Raw genomic sequence first — 16,177 nt, forward strand, 5'->3', positions numbered from 1 at the left:
CCGGGATTGAAAAGGGGCCGCGGTGGCCCCTTTTCCCGTTCACGGGCGCTGAAGAATCAATTTTCTGCTGGAATCGAAGTGAACGAAACAGCCTGCGTTCTCATTCTTCGAGTCACCCCACAAACATCACCGACACACACAACACCCCAACAATCAACGTCAGCAAATTCCCCACCGAACGATACTGCTTCAGCGATGGGATCAAATACGTCGACAGCGTCGGCATAATAAACAAAATCATGGCGATCAGCGGACCGCTGATGGCATAAATCATCGAAATCGCATTCGGGTTAATACAACACACCACAAAGGTAATCAGCGACACGCCCAGAATCGAAACCGCGCGGTTAAAGGCGCGGCTTTTTTTCACCCCGACCTGGTTCAGCGACGACTTCACAATCTCCGTCGCCCCCTCAATCACCCCAAAATAGGTGCCGAGGAACGATTTCGACATCGCGATAATGGCGACAATAATGCCGGAAATCCCAAGCCAGGCAGGAGAAGAGGGCATCATCGACAGCGCCGACAAAATCGTTACCCCTTCCTCTTTCGCCGCCACAATGTAAGACGGAGGAATGGAAAGCAGGCAGCTGAACACGAAGAACAACACGCTCAGGCAGATAATCAGGTATGCAACCTTCATGATTTTTTTGCATTTACCCATGGCAGCGTCACCGTATTTCTCGCGACGATCGACCGCGAACGTCGAGATAATCGGGGTATGGCTAAAAGCGAAAACCATCACCGGGATAGAAACCCACACCTGGTGCACCGTATGTTGATTGAACGCCATCTGGCTGGTAAGCAGCTCAGGCTGCCAGCTACCGGTTAGATACAGCGACAAAAACAGGAAGTAGGCGATCAGCGGAAAGACCAAAAATCCCATCACTTTAATGGTGATATGGCGACCCATCAGGAAGATCAGATTCAGCGCCAGCACCACGCCAAAACTCACCATCACCCGCACACTCAGATCAACCGTCATGCGCTTCGCCAGCTGTTCGGTGAGCGAGTTTGTAATTGCCACCGCATAAATAAGCACCACCACAAAGAAGGCGACAAAATAGAGCGTGGTGATCAGATTACCGATCTTCTTACCGTAGTAGTGGCTAACCGCTCCAGTGATCCCTTCGTTGCCTTTTGTTTTCGACGACAGGATAAATTGCGCCAGCGCTTTGTGTGGCCAGTAGGTTAACGGATAAGCCACGAGGGCCGTGATAAGCAGGACAATGGCACCTGCGGAGCCGAGCTGAATGGGCAAGAACAAGGTTCCTGCGCCCACGGCTGTGCCGTAGAGGGCGAAACTCCAGAGAGTCTCTTCTTTTGACCAAATTTTCGACATTAGAGCAACGTATCAACTATAAAACGAACAAAAAGGAGTGCAATTTACCATAATTATGAGCTGAGATCGCCGTTGCATCTGAGGGGGCTGGCCGGGGCAGGTGTCCGGCCAGGGGAGGATTAGCCTGCCAGGGCGCGTCGTTGCTGGCGACGCTTGATGAATCTATCGCGCAGAGTGTCATACGCCCAGTTATAGAACATGGTGTAGGGCAGGAAGAACAGGAAGAAACCGATTTCCAGCGTAAATGCCTGAAGCAGCGTGACGCCGAGAACCGAAGACACAATGGTTACGCCGATCACGATAAAACCGCATTCGAATCCTAACGCGTGCAAGGCGCGGACTTTGGCCGTGCGTTTTACCCGCTGTACGGGCCAGAAGCGGTCAAAGCCAAAGTTATAAATGATATTCCACAGCATCGCCGTGGTGGCCAGAATAATGGTCAGGCCTCCCATTTCAACGACCGAACGTTGCATTAACCACGCGGCCGTCGGGGCGAGGATCGCCGTGGCAATCCCTTCAAAACAAACCGCATGAAAGATTCGCTCCGGCAGCTTACGCTGGAGTGCATCCTGATGTTGCATAGTGACCTCGTTAATTCGCCAGAATGGGCGGTGTTGCGGCCTATTTTTATCGCTAAAGATGATATATAAAAGATGGTATCCATCGATAAAGTAGATACTTCATGCGCTATTCACCCGAAGCCCTCACGGCATTTGTTGAAACCGTTGCCGCCGGTTCGTTTTCTGCTGCCGCGCGTCGGCTGCGTAAAAGCCAGTCCACCATCAGTACCTCCATTGCCAATCTTGAGGCAGACCTGGGGTTTGAGCTGTTCGACCGCTCGGCGCGTCAGCCTGTATTAACCGCGCAGGGCGAGCAGGTGCTGGGCTATGTGCAATCCATCCTTGCCGCCAGCGCGCGGCTTGACGAGTTGGCCGTGTCGTTGACGGCACAAACCGAAGCGCGCCTGACGTTTGTGCTTTCCGATACGCTGAACCCGGACGTGCTGGAAGACCTGATGAAACAGTTCGACCAGCGTTTTCCCCATACGGAATTCGAATGTCTGATTGGCGAGGAAGAGGATGTTATCGATCTTCTCCAGAAAGAGAGGGCGCAGGTCGGGCTGACGGAAGCACGTGACAGCTACCCGACCGATATCGGTGCCACCCGGCTGCCCATGCAGACCCGGATGGCCATCTATGTTTCTGCCGAGCATCCCCTTGCGGCGCAACATCAGACACAGGCCGACGAACTGCACGGCTGGCGCGAGTTGCGTCTGAGCACCTATCTTGAGCGGGAAACAACGCTTGCGCGGGGGCCGGTCTGGTCAGCGCCCAATTACCTGTTACTCTTGAGTATGGCGGTGCAGGGATTTGGCTGGTGTGCGCTGCCATGCGCGCTGGTGGATGAATTCGCGGCGGCGAAATCACTGGTGCAGCTGAATGTTCCTGGCTGGCCGCGCGCGATCGGGATTGATCTGCTTTGGAACAAACGATCCCCGCCTGGCGTCGCCGGAAGCTGGCTACGCCAGTATTTGCAGGATGCACGCTAATCCTGTGACTAAACTCACTTTTTTTAAACAATTGCGTCAATTGTTGATAACAATCCTCTACTATCGTCATGTCATTTTATACAGAGGTCGTGATGAAAGATGTCGTTATAGTGGGTGCGTTGCGTACGGCTATCGGCTGTTTTCAGGGAGCGTTGTCGCGCCACTCTGCCGTTGATCTGGGCAGCGTGGTGGTGAAGGCACTGGTGGAACGCAGCGGGATCGCCGGGCATGAAATCGACGAAGTGATCCTCGGTCAGGTGTTGACTGCCGGTGCCGGGCAAAACCCTGCGCGCCAGGCGGCGCTCAAAGGCGGCCTGCCGAATACCGTGTCTGCAATTACCATCAACGATGTCTGTGGCTCTGGTCTGAAAGCGCTGCATCTTGCGACCCAGGCGATACAGTGTGGTGAAGCGGATGTGGTGATTGCCGGTGGGCAGGAGAACATGAGCCGCGCCCCGCACGTCCTTACCGACAGCCGGACCGGCGCGCAGCTGGGCAACAGCCAGCTTATCGACAGCCTGGTGCATGACGGGCTGTGGGATGCGTTCAATGACTACCACATGGGCGTGACGGCGGAAAACCTGGCGCGGGAATACGGCATCAGCCGTGAACTTCAGGATGCTTACGCGCTAAGCTCACAGCAAAAAGCCCGCGCGGCTATCGATTCCGGGCGGTTTCGCGATGAAATCGTGCCTGTCAGCACGCTCCGCCAGAGTGGTGAGTCTGTTGTTGTCGACACGGATGAACAACCGCGTACCGATGCCAGCGCCGAAGGGCTGGCTAAGCTGAATCCCGCATTTGAAACCCTGGGCTCGGTGACGGCCGGGAACGCATCCTCGATTAATGACGGTGCCGCAGCGGTAATGATGATGAGTGAAAGCAAAGCTCAGGAGCTGGATTTACCCGTACTGGCCCGCATCAAGGCGTTTGCCAGCGTAGGCGTTGACCCGGCCCTAATGGGGATCGCACCGGTTTATGCGACCCGTCGCTGCCTGGAGCGTGCGGGCTGGCATCTCAGTGATGTGGATCTTATCGAAGTGAACGAAGCTTTTGCGGCTCAGGCTATTTCGGTAGGCAAAATGCTGGAGTGGGATCCACTGCGTGTCAATGTCAACGGCGGGGCGATCGCACTGGGTCACCCGATCGGCGCATCCGGCTGCCGGATCCTGGTGTCACTGGTCCATGAAATGATGAAACGTAATTCCCGTAAGGGGCTCGCCACGTTGTGTATCGGCGGCGGGCAAGGGGTTGCGTTAGCGATCGAAAGGTAATGCCCCCTGATATTAGCCCGACACTAAGCCTCCTGCCCGGAGGTTTTTTTTGACATCAAGAATCATATTTTTACGCTTTTAAGGTAAATCTAAAGTTATCAGTAATACTTGCACGTCAAATTATTTTCCTCGCTAAGTTCTTTGTGTGATCTCTCCCATAAAAATTCACGTTAAGCCCCCTTTTTTGTTGACGGGGTTCACGTCGATCTTTGCCAAAAAAAATGAAACAAATAATTACGATCTTTGTCACTAAAATTACGTTTATAAAAAAATAAACTGCAATTCCATAAAAACGAAACGTTATTTCAATTGAGGGTTTTTTCATGTTTAAGAAATCTCTGGTTCTTGCTTCCCTTGTCGGCGCGTCTTTTGCAGCTCAGGCTGTTACTGTTGACTTACGTCATGAATACATTGATAGCGGCTCTAACGCAGACCGCGTATCTGTTTCACATCGTTTTGAAAACGGTTTAGGTTTTTCGGTTGAAGCGAAATGGAAATCTGGCGGTGATAAAGCCGATCAGCCTTTTGCGGATGTGGTGGGTAACGGCCACGAAGACCAGATTAGCTGGCGCTGGAAAGCTACGGATAATATCTCGTTGACGCCTGCGTTTACGATTGAGAGTAATGACAGTCGCACTATTTATAAACCGAACCTGCACTTGCAATATAGTTTTGATAATGGATTCTATGTGGCCGCGCGTTACCGCTATGAATATACTCGTTACCCGTCAAGTTCGAATAAAGACGATGATAAAGTCAACCGTGGCGATGCGTGGGTTGGCTGGGTGATGGGCGATTTCCGTACCGAGCTGAACTATGTTTACGCGAAAAGTTCGGAAGGTGTGATTCGTAATAACAATAAAGATTACTCCAACGAATATAACGCCAAGCTGGCATACAAATGGGATAAAAACTGGGCACCATATGTTGAAGTGGGTAACGTGGGCGTGAAAGATACCGATGAACGTCAGACTCGTTTCCGTTTAGGCGTGGCGTACTCTTTCTAATAAATAATAAGCAGTACCTCCGGGAAAAAAACCGGCTCCACGTGAGCCGGTTTTTTTGTGCCCGGAAAAACGCCGCCGGGCAAAGAGCACGCACCGAACCCAAAAAAAAGCCCTCCATAAAGGAGGGCAAGGCCAGTTACAGAAACACTAACTCAAATCATGCATGCAACATTTCAGGTTGCTCGGGGAGTTTCGCGATATAGAGTGCAGGTTTGCCGTCTTTATCGGAACTGTACAGAACCGCTTTATCATCCGGGGTAAAGGATGGATGCGGATGGGTCACCTGGCGGCTATTGGCCACCGTTGCCCAGGAGGTATCGTGACGGGCGATGCGGAAATACGCTTTTTTCGCCACATCAAAGGCATAAAGGTACGGATCGTTATCGATGGTATAACCGCTGGTATCCTTCACGTCGACCGGCGTGCCGGAGCCATCCCCAACCAGCATTGTGCCGTCGAAGTTGCTCATCAGGTGTGAACAGGCAGGCATCTGCATGACGGCATCGTTAACGCCGGTATCCGGGTTAAAGCTGTAAATCGTGCGGCCCTGTTGACCTTTCAGATACGAGACGTAAACCAGTGCAGAACCATTCGGCACCCAGAATTCGTGGGTGCAGCTTTCACCTTCTGCGTGCTCTTTCACTTTACGCACGTTGCTGCCATCTTCGTTGACCAGCCACATGCGGGCATCCACCAGGTCGTGCGGCCCTTCGTGACAGAAAGCCACGGTGTTGTCGTCGAACGGACGATAGATAGGGTGCCCCAGCCAGTTTTTCTCTTCGTGGATGGTTGAGCTTTCACCGGTTTTAAGATCCACGCGCAGCAGGCGGCAGTGTGGCCCTTTATGGAAGAAGTCGTGGAAAATTTTCCAGTCGTTGAGCGGCGTCCAGTCACTTTTGGCAATCTCAATACCGACCAGTTTCGTGCAATCGCTATTGGCCACCCAGGTACCGTAACCCACCCATTCGTCAGAGACGCGGTAAACTTCTCGCTCGGCCAGAGTGTGTAAGTTCACCTCCAGCAACGTGCGATCGTTCTTCACATAATAGAAGGACTTATCATCCGGAGAGAGGAATCCACCAAAGGTGTTATCGCCGGTACCTTCAGTCAGCTGCACCGCTTCGGCTTTTTTCAGATCCAGCAGGTAGTAGTTCCAGTTCCCGTCAAACTCTCCTGCGAACAGCAGGTGGCTACCATCGTTAAAGAAGCACTTCTGATAGAAGTAGTTGCGATGACAGGTTACTTCGGGTGGGGTCAGGCGGGTGACTTCCACGCCCGTATCCGGATCGCGGCTGACCTCGTAGTTCAGCTTGACCCGCATACCTTTAGCCATAATGCACTCCTTTATACGATAAAAATTGAGTTAAAAACTGGGTGTTAAATTATCAAAACATCGTTTCAATATGTGTGACTGATGGCGCAATTTGTAAGAAAAATTGATGCGCGTGATGTCATCTTAGATTTTTAACGCTGAATGTTTTGTATACCGTCGAATTTCAAAGGTTTTATAACTTATTGTTTATTATGATTAACATCCAGCCCGCTTTTAGCCATTTCTGCGTCAACCCCTCAACAATCGTGATCGGAACATCATTTCTGGCATAAAGACACAGAAAAAGTGAAACGTTGTTTTAAATGCAATTGAAAAGCCATTTCTCAGGCGATACTATGTGCCTATCGAGAAAACGGAACGATGTTTCGTTAATTATTTTGCCTTCTGGCACGATCAATTCTGGAGGTTACCGTGGACGTCAGACAAAGCATCCACAGTGCGCACGCAAAAACGCTGGATACTCAGGGGCTGCGCAACGAGTTTTTAGTTGAGAAGGTATTCGAAGCCGACGCGTACACCATGGTCTACAGCCATATCGATCGCATTATTGTTGGCGGCATCATGCCGGTGGCAAAAACGGTTTCCGTGGGCAGCGAAGTGGGTAAACAGCTTGGCGTGAGCTACTTCCTGGAGCGTCGCGAATTGGGCGTTATCAATATCGGCGGACCTGGCACTGTCACCGTAGATGGCCACTGTTACGAGATTGGGCATCGCGATGCTTTGTACGTTGGTAAAGGCGCGAAAGAAGTGGTCTTCGCCAGCATCGATAGCAGCAAACCGGCGAAGTTCTACTACAACTGCGCGCCAGCCCACACCACGTACCCAACCAAAAAAGTGACACCTGCGGACGTTGCCCCGGTCACGCTTGGCGACAACCTCACCAGCAACCGCCGCACCATCAACAAATACTTTGTTCCCGATGTGCTGGAAACCTGCCAGCTCAGCATGGGGCTGACCGAGCTTGCGCCGGGCAACCTGTGGAACACCATGCCGTGCCATACCCACGAGCGCCGCATGGAAGTCTATTTCTACTTCAACATGGAAGAAGATGCCTGCGTGTTCCACATGATGGGGCAGCCGCAGGAAACGCGTCATATCGTGATGCATAACGAGCAGGCTGTGATTTCTCCGAGCTGGTCTATTCACTCAGGCGTGGGAACCCGTGCGTACACCTTTATCTGGGGTATGGTCGGTGAAAACCAGGTCTTTGATGATATGGACCACGTCGCTGTTAAAGATCTGCGCTAGTCGCGGGCAGTTAAGCATAAACCTGCCTGTTCGTGACAGGCGTTAAAAGATTAAGGAACTAACATGATTCTGGATGCATTTTCTCTACAGGGTAAAGTGGCTGTGGTTTCCGGTTGTGACACCGGTCTGGGCCAGGGTATGGCATTAGGTCTGGCGGAAGCCGGCTGCGATATCGTCGGGATCAACATTGTTGAACCGACTGAAACCATTGAACGCGTCACCGCACTGGGCCGCCGTTTCCTGAGCCTGACCGCTGACCTGCGTAAAATCGATGCCATTCCTGAGCTGTTGGATCGCGCTGTGGCAGAATTCGGCCATATCGATATCCTGGTCAACAACGCAGGCCTGATCCGCCGTGAAGATGCGATCAACTTCAGCGAGCGCGACTGGGACGACGTGATGAACCTGAACATCAAGAGCGTGTTCTTTATGTCTCAGGCGGCGGCGAAGCACTTTATCGCCCAGGGTAAAGGCGGCAAGATCATTAACATCGCCTCTATGCTGTCGTTCCAGGGCGGTATCCGCGTGCCGTCTTACACCGCGTCAAAAAGTGCCGTGATGGGCGTGACCCGTCTGCTGGCAAACGAGTGGGCGAAGCATAACATCAACGTCAACGCGATTGCACCGGGCTACATGGCGACCAACAACACCCAGCAGCTGCGTGCGGATGAACAGCGTAGCGCGGAGATCCTAGACCGTATCCCGGCTGGCCGTTGGGGTCTGCCGAGCGATCTGATGGGGCCGATTGTGTTCCTGGCATCCCCGGCTTCTGACTACATTAACGGCTACACCGTTGCTGTTGACGGTGGCTGGCTGGCGCGTTAATTCCGTTCCCAGACGAAGAACCTCTGCCATCTGGCGGAGGTTTTTTTTGCTCAAAAAATGTCATTATCCATACCAACAAAGATGAAAAATCCATACCAAAAAATCATGAATGATATGAATCACAGTTTTATTGCTTAAAAATTAGCTAATTAGTAAAAATATGTGATTATTCAGCATTAGTTGAAATTGTAATGTCCATCACAGATCGGTATGTCGCAGCGAAATTATCCATATCTTCGCGAATTCCCGCCTGACACTTTTTTTCGCCATCTCGTAATTTCAGTTAACGAATTTCGCTGTTCAGGCAGGAAAATATGACATCTATAAATGACTCTACCCTCATGCCCGGCGCGCTGCGCGATACCCGCCGCATGAACCAGTTTGTCTCTATCGCGGCAGCGGTAGCCGGTTTGCTGTTTGGGCTGGATATCGGCGTGATTGCCGGTGCGTTGCCGTTTATTACCGATCACTTTACGTTGAGCAGCCGCCTTCAGGAGTGGGTGGTGAGCAGTATGATGCTCGGCGCGGCCATCGGTGCGCTGTTTAACGGCTGGCTTTCGTTCCGCCTTGGGCGTAAATACAGCCTGATGGTTGGCGCCATTCTGTTCGTGGCCGGTTCACTCGGCTCTGCGTTTGCCACCGGTGTGGAATTGCTGTTGCTGTCCCGCGTGCTGCTGGGCGTGGCGGTGGGGATTGCGTCGTACACCGCGCCGCTTTATCTGTCAGAAATGGCGAGCGAGAACGTGCGCGGCAAGATGATCAGTATGTATCAGCTGATGGTCACGCTCGGTATTGTGCTGGCGTTTTTGTCCGATACATATTTCAGCTACAGCGGTAACTGGCGGGCCATGCTGGGTGTGCTGGCGCTACCTGCGTTGTTGCTGATCGTGTTGGTGATATTCCTGCCAAACAGCCCGCGCTGGCTGGCACAAAAAGGGCGTCACGTGGAGGCGGAAGAGGTGCTGCGCATGTTGCGTGATACATCTGAAAAAGCGCGTGATGAACTGAACGAAATCCGCGAAAGCCTGAAGCTGAAGCAGGGGGGGTGGGCGTTATTTAAAGCCAACCGCAACGTGCGGCGCGCGGTGTTCCTCGGCATGTTGTTGCAGGCAATGCAGCAATTCACCGGCATGAACATCATCATGTATTACGCCCCGCGCATCTTCAAAATGGCCGGATTTACCACCACCGAGCAACAGATGATTGCTACCCTGGTGGTCGGGCTGACCTTTATGTTCGCCACCTTTATTGCGGTGTTCACCGTTGATAAAGCCGGACGTAAACCGGCGCTGAAAATTGGTTTTAGTGTGATGGCCATCGGCACGCTGATCCTCGGCTACTGCCTGATGCAGTTCGATAACGGCACGGCATCAAGCGGTCTGTCCTGGCTCTCTGTCGGCATGACCATGATGTGTATTGCGGGTTATGCGATGAGCGCCGCGCCGGTTGTGTGGATCCTGTGCTCTGAAATTCAGCCGCTGAAATGCCGTGACTTCGGGATTACCTGTTCCACAACCACCAACTGGGTGTCGAACATGATTATCGGCGCGACATTCCTGACGCTGCTGGATTCAATTGGCGCGGCGGGGACATTCTGGCTGTACACCGTGCTGAACGTGGCCTTTATCGGTGTGACCTTCTGGCTGATACCGGAAACCAAAGGGGTAACGCTTGAGCACATTGAACGCAAGTTGATGGCCGGGGAGAAATTACGCGATATTGGCGTGTGATAGTCATGCCCGGTGGCGCTTCGCTTACCGGGCCTACAAAGTAGCGCCAAATGTAGGCCGGGTAAGGCATCGCCGCCACCCGGCTTTTTTTACACCTTCGCTAAATACAGCGCCGGCATCCCTTCCTCATCAGAGGTATACAACACCCACTGATTATCCGGCGAAAACGACGGATGCGGATGCGTCACCTGACGGTCGCCATCCAGCACTTTCCAGCTGGTGTTGTGCTGACAAACGGCCTTTTGCGTTCCCGTGCGAACATCAAATACCCAGATAAATGGGTCGTTGAGGCTGATATCCCCGGTATTGTGCGGTGCGCCGTCACCGACAATCAGCGCGCCATCGTGGTTGCTCATCAGGTGAGAGCAGGGCGGGATTGCCATCAACTGGCGGTTTTCCAGCGTCTGCGGATCGGCGCTGCACAGATAGCGTTTCGGGTCGTTCTCTTTATGCTCTACGTAATACAGCGCGGAGCCGTCCGGGACCCAAAATTCATGGGTGAAACTCTCGCCGGGCGCGTGCTGGCGAACCTTGCGCACGTTGCTGCCGTCGGCATTAATCAGCCACATGCGGGCGTCAATGGCGTCACGCGGGCCTTCATGGCAAAACGCGACGGTGGTGTCGTCAAACGGGCGATAGATCGGATGCCCGAGCCAGCGGTTTTCCTGCAACATCACCCGGCGTTCGCCAGTGCGTAAATCGATATTGATCAGTCGGCATTCAGGCTGGGTAAAGTAAAACGCGCGGAACTTGCTCCAGTCGGTCAGCGGTTGCCAGTCGCTCTTTTTGATTTCGATCCCGACAAGCTTAGTGCAGTCAGAGTTTGCCACCCAGGTGCCGTACGCCACCCATTCGTCGTCCACGTCATAGACGATAAATTCTTCAAGGCTGTCGAGGTCGACGCGCCGGAGTTCGCGGTTATTTTTTACATACCACAGGGACTTATCATCATCAGATAAAAAGCCGCCGAAGGTATTATCCCCGGCTCCGTCGGTAAGCTGGGTTGCCTGTTGTTTCGCAATATCCAGCAGGTAGTAATTCCAGTGGCCTTCGAACGCACCGCCAAAAATCAGCTTGCTGCCATCGCGGGTGAAGCATTTTTGATAGAAGTAGTTACGGTGACAAATAATGTGCGGGGGCGTCATCCGTATCACCTCGTGCCCGGTTTTAGGATCCTGGCGAGTGCGAAAATTCAGCGGGATGATTTTGCCTTTCATTTTTCTCTCCTTGAGATAAAAAAATACCCCGCCACCGTCAGTGGCAGGGTATGTTCTGGCAGGGGGCTTAGCGCATAGCGCGTTTCAGGATACGTTCAGCCTGACGCTGGAAGTCAGCGGCAGTTTCTTCTACGGTTTTCTGGCCATAGTCGATGTACTGAAGAGAAGTGCCGAACTGGGCTACAATCTGCGGGTCATCAAAGTAAGGTGATACGGACAATTTCGCTGGCAGAGACTGCGCCAGACGCAGGCCCGCAACGGAAGGATCGCTCTCTTTGATGGTGCCGTCTTCGGTCAGGAACTGCACTGCCGCTTTACTCAACGGCACGCCACGCTCCAGACCCAGCGTATCCACTCCCTCTTTGCTGTTCAGCAGGAAGTTAATCAGCTTGGCAGCGGCTTCCGGGTTTTTGGTGGATTTACCAATCGACAGCATCTGCGCCGGTTTGAAGAACAGGCCCGCATCGGTAGCACCTGGCAGCATTGGGTAATTACCCAGCTCAAGTTTTGCAGGTGGCTTCAGGTTGTCGGAATATTTGTTAATGGTGGAGTTCCACATATAGGTTCCGCCCCATTCACCCTGGATCCACGGCTTCATCTCGTACATGTTGCTCTTACCAAATGACGCATAGTATTTGGTGTCTGGCATAACGTGGCTATCAACCAGCTTTTTATAGGTCTGGAAGAATTCCACCCACTGCTCTTTGCTGTAGGAGAATTTTTTGGTCTGCTCATCCACGGCCGGGATGTTGTACTTCTGGATCATGTAGGAGTTCAGAAGCGCCAGGGTGTCCTGGTGTTCCAGCACGACAGGATAATACTGCTTGCCAAGCTTGCTCTCGAAGGCCTTACCTGCGGCCATCAGCTCATCCCAGGTTTTCGGGTATTCGACGCCCGCTTTTTTCCAGGTTTCGTCATTAAAATAGAACACGCGTGCGGTCACGGATATGGGAATACCGTTCAGCTTGCCGTTCACCGTGGTGGATTGCAGCTCTTTTGGATCGAACTGACTCAGGTCGATCACGTCTTTCATTTTGTTCAGATCGTAGAAGCCTTCCCCGTTTTTGGAGAAGATCGGCAGCCAGTTCCAGTTCGTTTGCATTACGTCCGGTTCGGTGCCGCCAGCAATCTGGGTGGTCAGACGGGACAGGTGACCGTCCCACCCGGTGTATTCCGCTTTCACGTTAATATCCGGGTTCTGCTTGTGGAACTCTTCCAGCGCTTTCAGGGTAACCTGGTGGCGGCCATTACCGCCCCACCAGGACATACGTAAATCAACATCTTGTGCCATCGATGGCAAAGCAGTAAGGCCCAGGGTAGCGGAGATAGCGGCGCTTAAAAGCACTTTTTTCATTTTTATAACTCCATTAGAGAGAGATGTTCTGTTCAGTTTTTGCGTCAAAAATATGACATTTATTCATATCAAACTTGAAGTACACCTTACGATGAAGGCCTTTATCAATCATTGGCTTAGCTTCGTCGGAAGGAATTCGGACGGTCAGTTCGTAGTCCGCAACTTTCAGGTACACAAAGAACTCATGACCCATGTTTTCCACACGCACCATCTCGCCGCTGCAACCGCCTTCCTGGAAGGGTTCGTCTGAGAGCGAAACAAATTCAGGGCGCACGCCGTAGAAGATCTCCTGGCCCGCGTAGCCGGACACTTTCTCCTGTTTTTCACCGTTGAGCGGCATGGTTTCATTGCCGATGGTGATATGCAGATGTCCTTCTTTTTCCACCAGTTTGCTGGCACGAATGTTCATTTCTGGCGCCCCGATAAAGCCCGCCACGAACATGTTCTTCGGTTTGTGGTAGAGGTTATCCGGGGTATCCACCTGCATGATGTGACCGAGCTTCATCACACAGATGCGGTCACCCATGGTCATTGCCTCGGTCTGGTCGTGGGTCACGTACACGGTGGTCGCTGGTTTACCGGATTTCTTCAGCTGCTTGTGCAGGTCGGAAATACGGATACGCATCGAGGCGCGCAGTTTGGCGTCGAGGTTTGATAAAGGTTCATCAAACAGGAACACGTCCGGTTTTTTCACAATCGCACGGCCGACGGCCACACGCTGCGCCTGGCCGCCGGAAAGCTGGCGTGGCAGGCGGTCGAGTAGCTCTTCCAGCTCCAGAATTTTCGCCGCTTCATTTACCTGAGATTCAATCTGATCTTTCGGCAGCTTGCTCAGCTTCAGACCGAAGGCCAGGTTTTCGCGCACCGTCATGTGCGGATACAGCGCATAGTTCTGGAACACCATCGCAATCCCGCGCTCTTTCGGTGCCAGGTTGTTAACGATTTTCTCACCAATTCGCACTTCACCGCCGCTGATTGTTTCCAGCCCGGCCAGCATTCGCAGGGTGGTGGATTTGGCGCAGCCGGATGGCCCGACAATTACCATGAATTCCCCTTCAGCGATTTTCAGGTCGATAGCATGTACCGCTTTGAAGCCGTTGGAGTACACCTTTTCCAGTTTGTTGAAGATAACTTCAGCCATGATATTTCCCTCTTAACCTTTAATTCCGCTGCTGGTTACGCCCTGCACGAAGTAGCGCTGTGCCAGGAAGAAGACAATGATGGATGGCAGAATGGAGATGCTCGCCATTGCCAGAATTTCGTTCCACGGCGCACCTTCGGTGACGTCGATGGACATTTTCAGAGCCAGTGCAATCGGGTATTTGTCCACGCTGTAGACGTAAATCAGCGGCCCGATAAAGTCGTTCATTGACCACATGAACTGGAACAGTGCGACCGAGATAATGGCCGGTTTCAGGATTGGCACCACCACGTACCACAGCACCTGGATAGAGTTACAGCCGTCAATCTGCGCCGCTTCTTCCATGTCACGCGGCACGCCACGCAGGAACTGGATCAGCATGAAGACGAAGAACCCTTGGGTGGCAAACGCCAGCGGCAGGTACAGCGGCATATAGCTGTTCAACATGCCCATTTCACGGAACATCAGGTACTGCGGGATAAGCAGAACGGTGCTTGGCAGCAACATGGTGGTGATGAGCGTCGCGAACCAGAATTTCTTCCACGGGATCTCGAAGCGGGCAAAACCGTACGCCACGATGGTGGAGGAGATAATGGTCAGGATCACTTTCGGGATCACATACTTAAAGGTGTTCAGCATGTAATGGCCGAAGTTGTATTCAGTCCCGGTTTTCCAGCCGTTAACAAATCCGTCCCAGGTGGCGTGTGCAGGCCACAGACTGAGGGTGGTAAAGATCTCGTGGTTCGGTTTGAACGACGCCGAGAACATCCACACCAGCGGATAGAGCATCAGCAGGCCGACAAACAGCAGGATCACATAGCGGATACTGGCGTTGATTTTCTCTTTGCGCAGCGTGCGAGCTACTTCGCGCTCAGCAATGCTTCTCGCCGTGGAGAGTTGTTGGATATCAGCCATTTTTGCCTCCTTTATCGGCGGAGTAGAACACCCAGTATTTCGAAGACTTAAAGGCGATAGCGGCAAAGACGGCAACCACCAGGAACAGGATCCAGGCCAGCGCAGCGCCGTAGCCCATGTCAAAGTATTTGAACGCGGTGTCGTAGATGTAGAGCGAGAACAGATAGGTCGAGTAGGTTGGCCCGCCGCCGGTAATGACATACGGCCCGGTAAATTCCTGGAACGCCTGGGTGGTCTGCATGATGAAGTTGAAGAAAATCACCGGCGTAATCAGAGGCACGGTCACTTTCATGAACATCTGCCATTTTGATGCGCCATCGATCATTGCCGCTTCATACTGTGACTGCGGAACGTTTTGCAGCGCGGCAAGGAAGATAACCATCGCAGACCCGAACTGCCAGACGCGCAGCAGGGTCACGGACATCAGCGCCAGAGAGGGTTCACCCAGCCAGTTCACCGGGTCAAAGCCAAATACGCCAATAAAGCTGTTCAGCAGGCCATCGATGGCAAACAGTGCGCGCCACAAAACCGCAATGGCTACGGAGCTGCCGAGGATCGACGGAATATAGTACGCAGTACGGAAGAATCCGATGCCGCGTAATTTAAAGTTCAGAACAAAAGCAATTCCCAGAGCAAATGCCAGTTTTAATGGAATGGTCAAAAATACATAGGCAAAGGTCACGCCCATGGATTTCCAGAAGAGAGTATCTTCCGTAAACATGTAACGATAGTTCTCGATGCCGTTAAACACCGGCGGGCTCATCAGATCGTAATCAGTAAAACTGAGAAAGAACGATGAGACAAAGGGAAACGCGGTAAAGATTATCAGCCCGATTATGTAGGGTGATATCCACGCTAGCCCCAGCATTTTGTTTTCATTCATACATACCTACCTGGCAATCAATGGTTTTAAAACGGAATCCGATTGTGATGCTGTCGCCCCATGCCTGATGGCTGGCCCGGGGATGTGTGTCTGGTATGAAACGCGATACGGTTACTCCATTACCTTATGTTTTATAAACCGTTTTTCTGAGTTTCTCTGACAAGCCTTGTCAGGGTTTTAAAAACTCACGAACCGTTGTTCTTGAATACTAAAACATCGTTTTATTTTATTTTATTGCTATTTGTTTCCGCGTCATTCGCTTAATGATGGAAATGTGATCGATGTCGAAACGCTGTTTCAATAAGGTGAGGAAGGTGGCATTTTTAACCCGAATGAGAGTCAGCGAAAAACGCCTGAAGAGT

At 52.3% G+C, this 16,177-nt stretch carries 14 protein-coding genes; 6 read left to right on the forward strand and 8 right to left on the reverse strand.

Annotated features, from left to right (window positions below):
* Positions 1-112: 112 nt before the first annotated feature.
* Together F3J30_RS13410 and F3J30_RS13415 are read right to left on the reverse strand one after the other, a co-directional pair.
* On the reverse strand, positions 113-1,342 hold the full coding sequence (locus F3J30_RS13410; protein WP_166717557.1) for an amino acid permease: 1,230 nt from the start codon (positions 1,340-1,342) through the stop codon (positions 113-115).
* Positions 1,343-1,461: 119 nt separating this feature from the next.
* On the reverse strand, positions 1,462-1,923 hold the full coding sequence (locus F3J30_RS13415) for a multidrug/biocide efflux PACE transporter (protein ID WP_166717558.1): 462 nt from the start codon (positions 1,921-1,923) through the stop codon (positions 1,462-1,464).
* 101 nt (positions 1,924-2,024) lie between these two features.
* On the opposite strand from F3J30_RS13415, the gene F3J30_RS13420 reads away from it, so the two are divergent.
* The 3 genes from F3J30_RS13420 to F3J30_RS13430 all read left to right on the forward strand — a co-directional run bounded on the left by F3J30_RS13420 (position 2,025) and on the right by F3J30_RS13430 (position 5,169).
* On the forward strand, positions 2,025-2,891 hold the full coding sequence (locus F3J30_RS13420) for a LysR family transcriptional regulator (protein WP_014071631.1): 867 nt from the start codon (positions 2,025-2,027) through the stop codon (positions 2,889-2,891).
* A gap of 92 nt (positions 2,892-2,983) precedes the next feature.
* Entirely contained in the window at positions 2,984-4,162 is a 1,179-nt protein-coding gene (locus F3J30_RS13425; protein ID WP_014071630.1) for an acetyl-CoA C-acetyltransferase, read from the forward strand.
* Positions 4,163-4,485: 323 nt separating this feature from the next.
* A complete protein-coding gene (locus F3J30_RS13430; protein ID WP_166717559.1) occupies positions 4,486-5,169 on the forward strand; it encodes an oligogalacturonate-specific porin KdgM family protein in 684 nt (227 codons plus the stop codon).
* A 157-nt stretch (positions 5,170-5,326) separates the two neighbouring features.
* On the opposite strand, the gene F3J30_RS13435 is transcribed toward F3J30_RS13430, so the two are convergent.
* Complete coding sequence (locus F3J30_RS13435) at positions 5,327-6,502, reverse strand: oligogalacturonate lyase family protein (protein ID WP_014071628.1); 1,176 nt, start codon at positions 6,500-6,502, stop codon at positions 5,327-5,329.
* Positions 6,503-6,913: 411 nt separating this feature from the next.
* On the opposite strand from F3J30_RS13435, the gene kduI reads away from it, so the two are divergent.
* From kduI to F3J30_RS13450, 3 genes are all read left to right on the forward strand, one after another.
* Positions 6,914-7,750: a 5-dehydro-4-deoxy-D-glucuronate isomerase gene (gene kduI / locus F3J30_RS13440; RefSeq protein ID WP_166717560.1), complete on the forward strand. Its 837-nt coding sequence runs from the start codon at positions 6,914-6,916 to the stop codon at positions 7,748-7,750.
* A 63-nt stretch (positions 7,751-7,813) separates the two neighbouring features.
* Complete coding sequence (kduD, locus tag F3J30_RS13445) at positions 7,814-8,575, forward strand: 2-dehydro-3-deoxy-D-gluconate 5-dehydrogenase KduD (RefSeq protein WP_166717561.1); 762 nt, start codon at positions 7,814-7,816, stop codon at positions 8,573-8,575.
* A 296-nt stretch (positions 8,576-8,871) separates the two neighbouring features.
* Positions 8,872-10,305 (forward strand): sugar porter family MFS transporter, encoded by a 1,434-nt coding sequence (locus F3J30_RS13450; protein WP_282097536.1) that lies wholly within the window; start codon positions 8,872-8,874, stop codon positions 10,303-10,305.
* Positions 10,306-10,394: 89 nt separating this feature from the next.
* On the opposite strand, the gene F3J30_RS13455 is transcribed toward F3J30_RS13450, so the two are convergent.
* The 5 genes from F3J30_RS13455 to F3J30_RS13475 form a co-directional block, all read right to left on the reverse strand.
* Positions 10,395-11,522 (reverse strand): oligogalacturonate lyase family protein, encoded by a 1,128-nt coding sequence (locus F3J30_RS13455; protein ID WP_166717563.1) that lies wholly within the window; start codon positions 11,520-11,522, stop codon positions 10,395-10,397.
* A 67-nt stretch (positions 11,523-11,589) separates the two neighbouring features.
* Positions 11,590-12,876 (reverse strand): ABC transporter substrate-binding protein, encoded by a 1,287-nt coding sequence (locus F3J30_RS13460; RefSeq protein ID WP_166717564.1) that lies wholly within the window; start codon positions 12,874-12,876, stop codon positions 11,590-11,592.
* A 13-nt stretch (positions 12,877-12,889) separates the two neighbouring features.
* Positions 12,890-14,017, reverse strand: coding sequence for an ABC transporter ATP-binding protein (locus F3J30_RS13465; RefSeq protein WP_166717565.1), 1,128 nt, complete (start codon positions 14,015-14,017; stop codon positions 12,890-12,892).
* A gap of 12 nt (positions 14,018-14,029) precedes the next feature.
* Positions 14,030-14,932, reverse strand: a complete 903-nt coding sequence (locus F3J30_RS13470; RefSeq protein WP_166717566.1) for a carbohydrate ABC transporter permease — start codon at positions 14,930-14,932, stop codon at positions 14,030-14,032.
* Positions 14,925-15,815 (reverse strand): sugar ABC transporter permease, encoded by an 891-nt coding sequence (locus F3J30_RS13475; protein WP_014071620.1) that lies wholly within the window; start codon positions 15,813-15,815, stop codon positions 14,925-14,927. The genes F3J30_RS13470 and F3J30_RS13475 overlap by 8 nt, the downstream gene beginning before the upstream one ends.
* Between the last annotated feature and the right edge of the window lie 362 nt (positions 15,816-16,177).

It is taken from the genome of Enterobacter sp. Tr-810 (genome assembly GCF_011752765.1).
GTDB lineage: Bacteria > Pseudomonadota > Gammaproteobacteria > Enterobacterales > Enterobacteriaceae > Enterobacter > Enterobacter soli.

Excerpts from the sequence above, each read along its gene's own strand:
- F3J30_RS13410 (WP_166717557.1), bottom strand. The coding sequence starts at position 1,342 with ATGTCGAAAATTTGGTCAAAAGAAGAGACTCTCTGGAGTTTCGCCCTC.
- F3J30_RS13415 (WP_166717558.1), bottom strand. The coding sequence starts at position 1,923 with ATGCAACATCAGGATGCACTCCAGCGTAAGCTGCCGGAGCGAATCTTT.
- F3J30_RS13420 (WP_014071631.1), top strand. The coding sequence starts at position 2,025 with ATGCGCTATTCACCCGAAGCCCTCACGGCATTTGTTGAAACCGTTGCC.
- F3J30_RS13425 (WP_014071630.1), top strand. The coding sequence starts at position 2,984 with ATGAAAGATGTCGTTATAGTGGGTGCGTTGCGTACGGCTATCGGCTGT.
- F3J30_RS13430 (WP_166717559.1), top strand. The coding sequence starts at position 4,486 with ATGTTTAAGAAATCTCTGGTTCTTGCTTCCCTTGTCGGCGCGTCTTTT.
- F3J30_RS13435 (WP_014071628.1), bottom strand. The coding sequence starts at position 6,502 with ATGGCTAAAGGTATGCGGGTCAAGCTGAACTACGAGGTCAGCCGCGAT.
- kduD (WP_166717561.1), top strand. The coding sequence starts at position 7,814 with ATGATTCTGGATGCATTTTCTCTACAGGGTAAAGTGGCTGTGGTTTCC.
- F3J30_RS13455 (WP_166717563.1), bottom strand. The coding sequence starts at position 11,522 with ATGAAAGGCAAAATCATCCCGCTGAATTTTCGCACTCGCCAGGATCCT.
- F3J30_RS13460 (WP_166717564.1), bottom strand. The coding sequence starts at position 12,876 with ATGAAAAAAGTGCTTTTAAGCGCCGCTATCTCCGCTACCCTGGGCCTT.
- F3J30_RS13465 (WP_166717565.1), bottom strand. The coding sequence starts at position 14,017 with ATGGCTGAAGTTATCTTCAACAAACTGGAAAAGGTGTACTCCAACGGC.
- F3J30_RS13470 (WP_166717566.1), bottom strand. The coding sequence starts at position 14,932 with ATGGCTGATATCCAACAACTCTCCACGGCGAGAAGCATTGCTGAGCGC.
- F3J30_RS13475 (WP_014071620.1), bottom strand. The coding sequence starts at position 15,815 with ATGAATGAAAACAAAATGCTGGGGCTAGCGTGGATATCACCCTACATA.